Annotated in this window: 11 protein-coding genes; 6 read left to right on the plus strand and 5 right to left on the minus strand. The window is 68.0% G+C overall.

Translation table 11 applies throughout. The annotated features are described in order from the left end of the window. Positions 1-3 precede the first annotated feature (3 nt). Positions 4-531, minus strand: coding sequence for a hypothetical protein (locus ACQ66R_RS13070; RefSeq protein WP_430422607.1), 528 nt, complete (start codon positions 529-531; stop codon positions 4-6). 326 nt (positions 532-857) lie between these two features. Between ACQ66R_RS13070 and ACQ66R_RS13075 the strand changes: the two genes are divergently transcribed. After that, a complete protein-coding gene (locus tag ACQ66R_RS13075) occupies positions 858-2237 on the plus strand; it encodes a pyridoxal-phosphate dependent enzyme (RefSeq protein ID WP_430422608.1) in 1380 nt (459 codons plus the stop codon). Next, entirely contained in the window at positions 2234-3409 is a 1176-nt protein-coding gene (locus tag ACQ66R_RS13080; protein WP_430422610.1) for a cystathionine gamma-synthase, read from the plus strand. The genes ACQ66R_RS13075 and ACQ66R_RS13080 overlap by 4 nt, the downstream gene beginning before the upstream one ends. Before the next feature lie 146 nt (positions 3410-3555). Here ACQ66R_RS13080 and ACQ66R_RS13085 read toward each other — a convergent pair whose 3' ends face one another. Further along, on the minus strand, positions 3556-5922 hold the full coding sequence (locus tag ACQ66R_RS13085) for a transketolase (RefSeq protein WP_430422612.1): 2367 nt from the start codon (positions 5920-5922) through the stop codon (positions 3556-3558). A 236-nt stretch (positions 5923-6158) separates the two neighbouring features. Here ACQ66R_RS13085 and ACQ66R_RS13090 point away from each other — a divergent pair, with 236 nt between their 5' ends. Continuing rightward, entirely contained in the window at positions 6159-7622 is a 1464-nt protein-coding gene (locus tag ACQ66R_RS13090; protein WP_430422613.1) for an MFS transporter, read from the plus strand. On the opposite strand, the gene ACQ66R_RS13095 is transcribed toward ACQ66R_RS13090, so the two are convergent. Together ACQ66R_RS13095 and ACQ66R_RS13100 are read right to left on the minus strand one after the other, a co-directional pair. Further along, positions 7623-8399 carry a hypothetical protein gene (locus ACQ66R_RS13095; protein ID WP_430422615.1) on the minus strand — a complete coding sequence of 259 codons (777 nt, stop codon included), beginning with the start codon at positions 8397-8399 and terminating at the stop codon, positions 7623-7625. A gap of 22 nt (positions 8400-8421) precedes the next feature. Then, complete coding sequence (locus ACQ66R_RS13100) at positions 8422-8793, minus strand: VanZ family protein (RefSeq protein WP_430422617.1); 372 nt, start codon at positions 8791-8793, stop codon at positions 8422-8424. Positions 8794-8865: 72 nt separating this feature from the next. Here ACQ66R_RS13100 and ACQ66R_RS13105 point away from each other — a divergent pair, with 72 nt between their 5' ends. Further along, positions 8866-9528, plus strand: a complete 663-nt coding sequence (locus tag ACQ66R_RS13105) for an HAD-IA family hydrolase (protein WP_430422619.1) — start codon at positions 8866-8868, stop codon at positions 9526-9528. Beyond that, positions 9525-9818 carry a 4a-hydroxytetrahydrobiopterin dehydratase gene (locus tag ACQ66R_RS13110; RefSeq protein ID WP_430422621.1) on the plus strand — a complete coding sequence of 98 codons (294 nt, stop codon included), beginning with the start codon at positions 9525-9527 and terminating at the stop codon, positions 9816-9818. The genes ACQ66R_RS13105 and ACQ66R_RS13110 overlap by 4 nt, the downstream gene beginning before the upstream one ends. Here the strand turns inward: ACQ66R_RS13110 and ACQ66R_RS13115 are convergent. Then, a complete protein-coding gene (locus tag ACQ66R_RS13115; protein WP_430422623.1) occupies positions 9815-10774 on the minus strand; it encodes a LysR family transcriptional regulator in 960 nt (319 codons plus the stop codon). The genes ACQ66R_RS13110 and ACQ66R_RS13115 overlap by 4 nt on opposite strands. 137 nt (positions 10775-10911) lie before the next feature. Here ACQ66R_RS13115 and ACQ66R_RS13120 point away from each other — a divergent pair, with 137 nt between their 5' ends. Next, positions 10912-11574: a glutathione S-transferase family protein gene (locus ACQ66R_RS13120; RefSeq protein ID WP_430422625.1), complete on the plus strand. Its 663-nt coding sequence runs from the start codon at positions 10912-10914 to the stop codon at positions 11572-11574. Positions 11575-11670 lie beyond the last annotated feature (96 nt).

The raw sequence follows: 11670 nt of genomic DNA on the forward strand, positions 1-11670 counted from the left end.
CGATTAGTTCTTCTCCTTAACCTCAGGCAGCGGATCACCCTTCGCCGGGCCGTTCGCCTTGAGGTCGGGCTGGATGACGAACTGCTCGTGGCAGGCCACGCAGACTTCGTAGACCTTTGCGCCTTCCTCGAAGACGGCGGCCTTGTCGTGCTTCTCCGCCGCGGCGCGGGCGATCAACGCCCGGTCGCTCAGCATCTGGGCGTACTTGTTCCAGTCGGCCTCCGGTGCGCGGACGCGGCCCGGGAGTTGCAGCACGTTGCCGGCTTCCACCAGCATGGTCGCGCCGGTGACCAGGACGTCCCAACCCTCGTCGGTGGTGGGCGTCAGGTCGTGCTCGCCCTTCTCATCGACGACGGTCCCCGAGTTCTTCCAGTACATGAAGGCCGCCGGATCGACGAAGTGGCCCATGAACTCGCTCATGGGGATATCGCTGTTGAACTTGGCGTCGGCCAGCGCCTTGGCGCCCGGCTTCTGCTGTTGGCAGCCGACGAGGGCGACAGCGCAGGCGGCGAGGACGAGATACTGTTTCAAGGGCCGGACTCCGAACCACTGACGAAGAGCGGCGCCATACTAGCCGCGCGAAAGCGCCACGCTACGTACGGAACGGTTACAGAGAGCCTTCAGCACGGCGTGCGCCGTCATCGCCGCGCCGGACGCGCGCAACGCGTCGGCGGTCGACGGCGTTCTTATCGGGCTGGACCGCCCGCCCCGAATCTCGCCCGACTCGCCGTGGCGAAAGGTGGGCCGACGGTGTGAAACTGGACTGATCTTGCTCGACTGAACCGGGAAACGGGTTGTCCGTTTCCCTTTCGGCCGGTGAGGCGCAATATGCGTTCCGTCTGAATCAGGATGCTCGCTTGACCACGCTGCCTCTCCCGCCCCCGGCGGACACCACCCTGGACCTCATCGGCCGCACGCCGATGGTGGAGCTGATGGGCTTCGACACGGGCCCCTGCCGCCTCTTCGTGAAGCTGGAGAGCGCCAACCCCGGCGGATCGATCAAGGACCGCATCGCGCTGTCGATGATCGAAGCGGCCGAGCAGGACGGGTCGCTGAAGCCGGGCGGGACCATCGTCGAGGCTACCGCCGGCAATACCGGCCTGGGCCTGGCCCAGGTGGGGGTCCTGAAGGGCTACAAGCTGCTGCTGGTGGTGCCCGACAAGATGGCGCGGGAGAAGATCCAGCACCTGCGCGCCATGGGGGTCGACGTGCGGATCACTCGCAGCGACGTCGGCAAGGGTCATCCCGAGTACTACCAGGACATGGCCGCCGCGATCGCCGCCAAGATGAACAACGCTGTCTACATCAACCAGTTCTCGAACCCCGCGAACCCCCGCGCGCACGAGACCACCACGGGCCACGAGATCCTCGAGCAGATGGGCGGTGACCTCGACGCGGTGGTCGTGGGCGTGGGATCCGGCGGCACGCTGACCGGGCTGGGCCGGTTCTTCGCCAAGGCCTCTCCGAAGACGAAGATGGTTCTCGCCGACCCCGTTGGCTCGATCCTGGCCCCCCTTGTGGAGCGGGGAGAGAAGATTGAACCCGGCTCGTGGGTCGTGGAAGGCATCGGCGAGGACTTCATTCCAGACAATTGCGACCTGGCGCTGGTGGCCAAGGCCTATGAGATCCCCGACAGCGAGAGCATCGCCACCGCGCGGATGCTGCTGACCAAGGCGGGCATCCTGGGGGGCTCGTCATCGGGCACGCTGCTGGCCGCCGCCCTGCGGTATTGCCGCGACCAGACCGAGCCCAAGCGCGTCGTGACCCTCGTCTGCGACACCGGCAGCCGCTACCTGTCGAAGGTCTACAACGACAGCTGGGTCGTGGAGCAAGGGCTGGTCGACCGCAAGCTGCACGGCGACCTGCGCGACCTGATCGCGCGCGCCGGCGACACCGTGACGGTCGGGCCGGAGGACGCGCTGCTGACCGCCTACAACCGCATGCGCGCCGCCGACGTCAGCCAGCTTCCGGTGTTGGACGACGGCCGCCTGATTGGCCTGATCGACGAGAGCGACCTTCTGGAAGCCGTCGAGGACCGCAACCAGAACCAGCGGTTCAAGCAGCCGGTCTCCACCGCCATGACCGCGAAGCTGCACACCCTGCAGGTCGGCGAGCAGTTGGACGCTCTGCTCCCCATATTCGAACGTGACGAGGTCGCGATCGTGATGGAGGGCAAGGAGTTCCTGGGCCTGATCACCCGCATCGACCTGATCAACTATCTGAGGCGCGCGGCGTGAAAGACGACAACTCCCATGGAAAGAACCGGCTGGAGTTCGCCACGCGGGCGATCCACGGCGGCCAGGAGCACGACCCCACCACCGGCGCGGTGATGGTGCCGATCTATGCGACCTCGACCTACGCCCAGACGTCGCCCGGGGTGCACAGCGGCTTCGAGTATTCGCGCAGCCAGAATCCCACCCGGTTCGCGCTGGAACGCGGCCTCGCCGACCTGGAGAGCGGGACCAAGGGCTATGCCTTCGCCTCGGGCCTGGCGGCGATCGCCACCCTTCTGGAGGTGTTGGACGCCGGCGACCACATCATCGCCAGCGAAGACCTCTACGGCGGCTCGTTCCGGCTGTTCGACAAGGTACGCACCCGGACCCAGAACCTGCAGGTGACCTACGTCGACCTGTCGGACCTAGCGGCGATCGAGGCGGCGATCCAGCCGCGGACGAAGATGGTGTGGGTGGAGACGCCCACCAACCCGATGCTGCGGCTGGCCGATCTGGAAGCCATCGCGGCGCTCTGCCGAAAGCGCGGCCTGATCGCGGCCGCCGACAACACCTTCGCCAGCCCCTACGTGCAGCGCCCGCTCGAGCTGGGCTTTGACGTGGTGATGCATTCGACCACCAAGTACATCGGCGGCCACTCCGACGTGGTCGGCGGCGCCCTGGTGGTCGGCGACAATGCGGAGCTCCGCGACCAGCTGACGTTCCTGCAGAACGCCATCGGCTCGGTGGCCTCGCCGTTCGACAGCTACCTGACCCTGCGCGGCATGAAGACGCTGGCGCTGCGGATGGAGCGGCACTGCCAGAACGCCCAGGCGGTCGCCGAATGGCTGGAGGCCCGCGGGGGCGTGGCCACGGTCATCTATCCAGGGCTCAAGAGCCATCCGCAGCACGCCCTGGCGAAGAAGCAGATGGCGGCGCCCGGCGGCATGATCACCGCCGTGCTCGACCGGAACCTGGCCGGCACGCGCGAAATGCTGGAGCGGACACAGCTGTTCACCCTGGCCGAGAGCCTGGGCGGCGTGGAAAGCCTGATCGAGCACCCGGCGATCATGACCCACGCCTCGATCCCCGCCGAAACCCGCGCCCGCATCGGCATCGCCGACGGGCTGATCCGGTTGTCGGTCGGGGTGGAGAACGTCGACGACCTGATCGCGGATCTTGATCGGGCGCTGGGGTAAGCCCAACGCCCCCTCCACCACTTCGTGGTCCCCCTCCCCCATCTTGATGGGGGAGGAACAGACAGGCCGGATCGCCCCAGTTCCTCCCCCGCTGGCGGGGGAGGGGGACCACGAAGTGGTGGAGGGGGCGTTGCCACGGCGCGGCCCTACAGAAACAGCTCCGCGCAGGCGTCGACGATGGCGTCCACGTCCAGGCCGTAGTGGCGGTAGAGGTCCGGCAGGTCGCCGACCTGGCCGAAGCTGTCGAGGCCGAGGGATGACACCCGCTGGCCCTTCACCCCGCCCAGCCAGGACAGGGTCGCGGGCGAGCCGTCCACCACGGTGACAAGGCCGGCGCCGGCGCCGAGCCGGCCCAGCAGGGCCTCGGCGTGGCTCTCGCGGCGGCCCTGGCCATTCCAGCGGGCGCGGCGGCTGGCCATCCAGTCGCGGTGGAGCAGGCCGGGCGAGACCACGTTCAGGACGCCCAGGTCGGGGATGTCGTCGGCCAGCGCTTCGGCGGCGGCCAGGACCTCGGGGGCGACGGCGCCGCAGAAGGCGATCGCGGCGTCGGCGCCCGGGCCGGGGGCCTTCAGCCAGTAGGCGCCCTTCAGCGCGTCGTCGCGCCAGGCGTCATCGGTCCGCTCGACCTGAGCCAGGGCGCGTGTGGTGAGTCGCAGGTAGACCGAGCCGCCGTCGTCGGCCTGCATGTGCTGGAACGACCAGCGCATGACCTCGCTGAGCTCGTCCACGAAGGCCGGTTCGAAGTAGGTCAGGCCCGGCTGGCCGATGCCGATCAGCGGCGTGTAGATCGACTGGTGTGCGCCCCCTTCGGGCCCGAGCGTCAGGCCGGACGGCGTGGCCACCAGCATGAAGCGGGCATCCTGGTAGCAGGCATAGTTCAGCGCATCGAGGCCACGGCTGATGAAGGGGTCGTAGACGGTGCCGATCGGCAGCAGGCGCTCGCCATACAGGGGCGCCGACAGGCCGAAGGCCGCGAGGTTCAGGAACAGGTTGTGCTCGGCGATGCCCAGCTCGACGTGCTGGCCCGCCGCCTTGCCCGCCCAGCGCTGCGGCGAGGGAATCTTGGCGTCGCGGAACACGTCGGCGGTCTCGCGGCGGCGAAACAGGCCGCGCTGGTTCACGAAGCCGCCCAGGTTGGTGGAGACCGTGACGTCCGGGCTGGTGGTGACGATGCGGTCGGCGATCGGGTGGCCGCTCTTGGCGAGATCCAGCAGGATGCGGCCGAAGGCCTGTTGCGTGGACTGCTCTGCGCCGTCCGGGCTGGGGAACTCGGCGCGCGAGGGCACGGGCACAGCCGGCGCGGCATGGCGGCGCTTCGTGGGGTGGGCGAACGGCGCGGCGTCGACAAAGGCGCGGACCTCGGCGGCATCTTCGGCGGACAGGCCGGCCAGCGGCTCCCATTCCTGGCCCTCGGCCACACCCATCGCGACGCGCAGGGTCTCGACCTGGGTGGGGGTCATCAGGCCGGCGTGGTTGTCCTTGTGGCCCTGCAGCGGCAGGCCGAAGCCCTTGACTGTGTAGGCGATGAACAGGGTCGGCGTGTCGTCCTGGGCAGCGTCGAACGCCTCGGTCAGCGTCTCGATGCAGTGGCCGCCCAGGCCGATCATCAGCTGGTGCAGGTCGTCGTCGGAGAAGCTCTCCAGCAGCGCGCGGACGCCGGCGCCCCGGCCGATGTCGGCCATCAACCGCGCCCGCCACGCGGCGCCGCCCTGGTAGGTGAGGGCGGCAAAATCGGCGTTGGGGCAGGCCTCGATCCAGTCGCGCAGCGCCTTGCCGCCGGGCCGGGCGAAGGCGCGCATCTGGGCCTTGCCCCACTTGAGCGTCACCACCCGCCAGCCGGCGGTTTCGAAGATGTCGTCGAAGCGGTCGAACATCCGGTCGGCGGTCGTGGCGTCGAGGCTCTGACGGTTGTAGTCGACGATCCACCAGCAGTTCCGGATGTCGTGCTTGTAGGCCTCGATCAGGCACTCGTAGATGTTGCCCTCATCCAGCTCGGCGTCGCCCAGCGTGGCCACGAACCGACCGCGCAGCTCGTCCGCCAGCCAGCCGTGGCCCGACAGGTAGTCCTGCATCAGCGAGGCGAAGGCGGTGATCGCCACGCCCAGGCCGACCGAGCCGGTGGAGAAGTCGACGTCGTCCTTGTCCTTGGTCCGCGACGGATACGACTGGGCGCCCCCAAAGCTGCGGAACGCTTCCAGCTGCTCGCGGGTCTGGCGGCCCATCAGGTACTGGGCGGCGTGGAAGACCGGGCTGGCGTGCGGCTTCACCGCCACGCGGTCTTCCGGCTTCAGCGCATGGAAGTAGAGCGCCGTCATGATCGACGTCATCGAGGCGCACGACGCCTGGTGGCCCCCCACCTTCAGGCCGTCGCGGCTGTCGCGGTTGTGGTTGGCGTTGTGGATCATCCACGTCGCCAGCCAGCGGAGGCGCGTGTCGATTCGGTCGAGGATCTCGATCTGGCGACGGGCGCCGCGATTGTGACCGGCGGGAGAAGCCGTCTGGGGCTGAGGCATGGAAATCTCGACTTTCCGGCATCTCGGGGGAAGACGTAGCGCCGCAGTGACGGCGCCGGGGTAAGCGGCGCCCGCATTTAACAGACTTTGGAGTTGGGCGTCAGGGCGGCATCCGGTCGCTACAAGTCACGACTCGCTCTCGAAGGCACGGTACGCTCGGATTGACGCGTGCTTCTATCTCGGTTCAGTCTGATCGCTTCAGCGCGCCACCTAGAGCGCGCCGGGAGGACACGGCGATGACCCACACCGCGCCCGGCGAGGCCGAGCGGCTGCCGCTCAGGACCAAGCTCGCATTCGGCATCGGCAGTGCGGCGGAGTCGATCGCGCTCTACTCGGTCTCGGCGTTCGGCCTCCTGTTCTACAATCAAGTTCTGGGGGTGCCGGCGCATCTTGCGGGCTTGGCGATCTCGGCGAGCCTGTTCCTCGACGCCCTGTCGGACCCCATCGTCGGTTCATGGTCGGACCGGACCCGTTCCAAGCTGGGCCGCCGCCACCCCTACATGTACGCGGCCCCGATCCCGATCGCGCTGAGCGTCTATGCGATCTTCAACCCACCCGTCGGGATGGACCAGACCGGCCTGCTGATCTGGTTCGCGGTCTCGGTGATCATGCTGCGACAGGCGATGACCTTCTTCCATACGCCGCACCTGGCGCTCGGCGCGGAGCTCTCGACCCACTACATCGAGCGTTCGAAGGTGATGGCCTACAACAGCTTCTTTGCGTGGGCCGGCGCAGCCTTCACCACCACGCTGGCGCTGCGGATCTTTTTCCCGTCGACGCCGGAATTCCCGCGCGGCGTGCTGAACCCGGAACCCTGGTCGGTGTTCGCCATGTCGCTCGCCATCGCCACGCTCCTGATCTTGTTCGCGTCGGCGTGGTTCACGCGGGACCGGATTCCGTTCCTGCCGCCGCCGGCCAAGGACGAGACCGGCTTCAGTCCCGCAGCCTTCATCAAGGACGTCGGACGGGCGCTGACCAACATCAACTACGTCTGGCTGCTCGTAGCCTACTTCTTCCTGGCGCTGATGCTGGGCCTGCGCGAGTCGCTCAGGATGTACACCAACACCTTCTACTGGGGCCTCAACTCCGAGCAGCTCAGCCTGTTCATCATCGGGAGTTTCCTGGGTTACGCGGCGGCCTTCGTGATCGCGCCGCGCCTCCACGGAAGGACCGACAAGCGCCGCACCATCATCGTCGCCTGCCTCATCTACGCGCTCGTGCCCCCCATTCCGCTTGTGCTGGGACTTATGGGCGTGTTGGGCCCTGGCGACCCCTTCCTGCTTCCGATCCTGATCGCATTCGCGGGGATCGGGTATCTGACCGTGAGCATCCTGCAGATCAGCGTCATGTCGGCCTTGGCCGATATCGCCGACGAGAACGAGCTCAAGCACGGGGTGCGCCAGGAGGGTGTGCTGTATTCCACCCGCGCGCTGGCTGCCAAGCTGGACCAGGCGATCGGCGCGGCGCTGGGCGGCTTCGTGATCACGGCCATCCAGTTCCCGATCAAGGCAACGCCTGGCGAGGTCGCGCCGACGGTTCTCAACAAACTGGCGTTCGCAGACGGCGTGCTGGCGGCGATCCCCGGCCTGATCGCGGTCGGCTTCTATGCCCAGTACAGGATCAATCGGGCGAAGTTCGACGAGACGCGCGCGGCGCTTAACGCGCGAAAGGCCGCCGCCGCGCCAGCGCTCGCCGAGTGACTACTTGGGCAGCGGCGGCGGCATCCCGGCGATCAGCGCCTCCATGAGGCTGCCGGTGTAGGCGGCGTGGCCCACATGGGTCAGGCGCGCCTCGAAGTCGGCCCAGATCTCGCCGCCCAGGTCCCGCCAGCGGCGGCAGAAAGCGTAGTCTTCCGACAAATACTGTCCGGTTTCCGGCTCGACCATGGTGTCGAACACCATCACCGCCTCGGGCGCCAGCCTATCGCCCATGTCGCCCATCTTGGCGCGCAACTCGGGGTGGGCGTCGCAGATCCGCTGCATGGCGGCCCGCTCGATCATCAGGAAGCCGGTGCCGCCGTAGGCCACCTTCGCGAAGCCGTTCTCCACCTGCACGCTCTTGTCGGCGGTCGGCAGGAAGCGGACGACATAGCCGATCGAGGCGGCCTGCAGGTCGGCCACGCCGCGCTGGACGGCGGCGCGGGTCTTCTCCCAGTCGATGCTCTTGAGCGGACAGACGGCGGCGATCACCTCCTTCTTCGCCTCGAGCAGGCGGAACACGTTCTGCGGCAGGAAGCCGATGTCGGCGTCGATGAACAGCAGGTGGGTGGCCTCGCCGTGCGCCAGGAACTGGGCGGCCAGGCGCGAGCGGGCGCGGGTAATCAGGGCGTCGCCGCCCATCAGGTCGATGTGGAGGCCGATGCCCTTCTCGCGGCAGGCCTCCTGCAACGCCAGCATCGAGCGGACGAAGAACAGATTCAGGTTGCCGCCGTAGCAGGGCACGGCGAGATACAGATACGGCTTGGGCGCTTCGGACATGGCGCGGACCATAATCGGCTGCCTAGATGGCGTCGATGACCCTCGCCGACACCCTGCGAACCAGCGGGAAGACGAGCACGGCCAGCGCCACGCCCAGGGCGTCGGCGACGAAGTCCTGCCACTCGCCGTGGCGACCGGTGGGGGTCAGCCGCTGGACGACTTCAACCAGCACGCCGTAGGCCAGGGCGAAGGCCGGAATGGCGATCCGGCGGTTGGGCGCGAGGACGTAGCCGGTCAGGGTCAGCACGAACCAGGCGACCAGGTGATGCACGCGATCGCCGGCCGGGGCGTCGGGCAGGTCCTGTTGCGGCACGACGCACAGCACCATCAGGATGGCGGCGGCGAGGGCGAACAGGGCGAGGCGCGCGGGGCGCGGAAACCGGTAAGGCATCATCGGCCTTACTTGCACGTCCGATTGCGTCTCTCTAGCGTCCGGCGGCTCAAGAACATGTGCAGGAGCGGCGTAGTGGGCATCGAGGCGGTGATCTGGGATTTCGGCGGGGTGTTCACCTCCTCGCCCTTCGAGGCCTTCAACCGGCTCGAGGCCGAACGGGGCGTGCCAAAGGACCTGATCCGAACGGTGAACGCCACAAACCCCGACACCAACGCCTGGGCCCTGTTCGAGCGCAACGAGATCAACGCCGCCGAGTTCGATCGGCTGTTCCTCGAGGAATCCACCGCCCTCGGTCACCCGATCCGAGGCGCCGACGTGCTGCCGCGCCTGTCGGGCGAACTGCGGCCGCGGATGGTGTCGGCGCTGAAGGCGTGCAAGGCGGCCGGCTTCAAGGTGGGCTGCATCACCAACAACGTGGTCTCGGAGCATTCGCCCGGCCAGGACGGCGCCCAGAAGGCCGCCGGCGCCATGGGCCAGGTGATGCCGCTGTTCGACGCGATCATCGAGAGCAGCAAGGCCGGCGTGCGCAAGCCCGACCCCCGCATCTACCTGATGATGTGCGATATTCTGGCCGTGCAGCCCGACGTCTGTGTCTACCTCGATGACCTGGGCATCAACTGCAAGCCGGCGGCGGGCCTGGGCATGAAGGCGATCAAGGTGATCGGCGTCGACCAGACCCTGGGCGAGCTGGCCGCGATCACGGGCCTGACGTTCGATGCCGAGGCGTCCGCGTGACCCGGCCGACCCGGATCGGCGCCGAGGCGGCGCTGGCCCGGCTCTCGGGCTGGAGCCGGCCCGAGGGCGAGCGCGACGCCATCCAGAAGACCTTCCGCTTCAAGGACTTCAACGCGGCGTTCGGGTTCATGACCCGCGTCGCCATCCGGGCCGAACAGCTGGACCATCACCCGGAGTGGTTCAACGTCTACAACCGCGTCGAGGTTCTCCTGGCCACCCACGACGCTGATGGCGTCACCGAGCTGGACGTGACGCTTGCCGCGTTCATGGACGAAGCCGCCGGCGTCTAGCCCGCGTTCTTCGTCTGGAAGGGGACGACCACGGCGGCGTCCTCCGCGAGGCGCTGGCGGCCGCGTTCCTCCGTCTGGCGGACGATCTGCTGAATGTGGGGCGCCATGAAGTCGATGAAGGCGCGCACCCGCGGGGTGTCCTTGAGATCGCGGCGGGTGACGATCCACGAGCTGGCGCGGGCCTCTTCGATGCAGTCCGAGCAGCGCAGCAGGTCGCGGTCGGGATCGGCGATCGTGCAGGGAAGGGCCCCGATGCCAAGGCCCGCCTTCACCGCATGCACCAGGCTGCCCATGCTGTTGGAGCGGGTGATCGGCGGCTTGCCGCCGGAGTGCCGCATCATCCACGTAGCGCCCGGGATCTCGCCCATGTCCATCGAGACGTCGATGAGGTCGTGGTCGGCCAGATCGTCGGGCGACGACGGCACGCCACGGCGCGCGGCATAGTCGCGGCTGCAGTACAGGGCCATGTCATGGTCGGCGACCTTGCGGGCCACAAGGTCGGACTCGGCCAGCGCCTTGCCCGTGCGGATCGCCAGGTCGGCCTCGCCGCTCTGCAGGTCGAGCGCGCGGTCGGTAATCACCAGATCCACCTGGACGTCCGGATGCACTTTCCGGAACTCGACCAGGGCCGGGATCACCATGGTGTTGGCCACGAGCTCATTGGTGGTGAGCCGCAGGGCGCCTGAGACGCCGCGCATCTGGATCGCGGCCTGGTTGGCGAAGCGTATCGCCGCGCGCTCGACGTTCTCGGCCTCGGGGATCAGTCCTTCGCCGGCCTCGGTCAGCCGGCTGCCGGTCTGGCCACGCTCGAACAGCTTGAAGCCCAGGTCGTTCTCCAGGCTCTCGATCCGCCGCGCCACCGTCGTCTGGTTGACGCCCAGCGCCTTGGACGCCGCGAGCGTCGAGCCGCCGCGCGCCACCGCCAGGAACGCCTTCAGGTCATTCCAATCGAACATGCCCTCATTCTGCGGTTGCGCAGAGCCAACCTGCAAGAGCGCTGATGACCCCGCGGCGCCTTTCGCCCGTATCTCCGCCGTCCCCCGAGGAAGAGGGCCGCCCCAACGGCCCCGAACCGCGAAGAAGGTGTGTGTCTATGAAGCTTTACTGCGACCCGATCTCGACGACCTCCCGGCCCGTGCTGATGTTCATCGCCGACCAGGGCCTGGATGTGGAGATCGTGAAGGTCGACCTGATGGCGGGCGGCCACCAGGATCCGGAGTTCCTGGCGCTGAACCCGAACGGCATCGTGCCCTTCCTGGTCGACGGTGACTTCAGGCTGGGCGAGTCGATCGCGATCCTGAAGTACCTCGCCATCCGCGCCCACTCGACGGCCTACCCCGAGAGCCTGAAAGGCCAGATGAAGGTGGACGAGGCGCTGTCGTGGTTCGCGACCCAGTTCCACGAGACCTTCTGCGTGATGGTCTGCTACCCCCACATCGGCGTGCCGCACGACATGACGCCGGGCCAGTACGCCGACCTGATGGCCTATGGCCGCGAGCACTGCCCGCGCTGGCTGAAGGTGCTGGACCGCTGGATGCTGGCCGGCCAGCCCTATGTCTGCGGCGACCAGGTGACCCTCGCCGACTATCTCGGCCTGTCGTTCGTCCTGCTGGGCGGCCTCGCAGACTACGACTTCTCGCCCTACCCGAACATCCGGGCCTGGGTGGCGCGGATGCAGGCGCGGCCGTCCTACGTCCCCACCTACGCCGCCTTCGACACCATGGTCGCCTTCATGCGCCAGCAGAAGGCGGCCTGACGTTCCTCTCCCCGGTCCCCCTACGGGGCTGAGGAACGAATGCTTGCGAGGTTCCCCAGATGACAGCCTCGTAAGCTTCCCGTGTCCCGGTTGGGT

The sequence above is a fragment of the Phenylobacterium sp. genome, from assembly GCF_965284355.1.
GTDB lineage: Bacteria > Pseudomonadota > Alphaproteobacteria > Caulobacterales > Caulobacteraceae > Phenylobacterium.